The sequence below is a fragment of the Phocaeicola coprophilus DSM 18228 = JCM 13818 genome (assembly GCF_000157915.1).
GTDB lineage: Bacteria > Bacteroidota > Bacteroidia > Bacteroidales > Bacteroidaceae > Phocaeicola > Phocaeicola coprophilus.
In genome coordinates this window covers 1-527 of record NZ_EQ973662.1, presented here as the reverse complement: position 1 = coordinate 527, position 527 = coordinate 1, and the positions used below count along the sequence as shown (strand labels likewise).

Annotated in this window: 1 protein-coding gene; it reads left to right on the top strand. The window is 53.1% G+C overall.

The window, feature by feature from the left end; all coding sequences use genetic code 11:
• The coding region (locus tag BACCOPRO_RS16815; RefSeq protein ID WP_008145530.1) for a sugar transferase at positions 1-527 on the top strand (527 nt) is incomplete at both ends.

The following is a 527-nucleotide window of genomic DNA, read 5'->3' as shown; positions in this document are numbered from 1 at the left end:
TTTGACATCGTATTCTCGCTGTGTTTCCTCTGCACGCTGTTTATCCCGATCCTGATCATTGTGACCATCATCACGAAGATTACCATGCCGGGGCCGATCTTCTTCAAACAGAAGCGGAACGGACTGAACGACAAGGAGTTTTACTGCTACAAGTTCCGGAGCATGAAGGTGAATGCGGATGCGGACAAGGTGCAGGCAACGAAGGATGACCCGCGGAAGACGAAGTGGGGAAACATCATGCGCAAGACGAGCATCGACGAGTTGCCGCAGTTTATCAACGTGCTGATGGGCGACATGAGCGTGGTAGGACCGCGTCCGCACATGCTGAAGCACACGGAGGAGTATTCGAAGCTGATCAACAAGTATATGGTGCGTCACTTTGTGAAGCCGGGTATCACGGGATGGAGCCAGGTGACGGGCTACCGCGGGGAGACGAAGGAACTGAAGGACATGGAGGGACGTATCCGCGGGGATATCTGGTACATCGAACACTGGAGTTTCGGCCTGGACCTGTATATTATCTACAA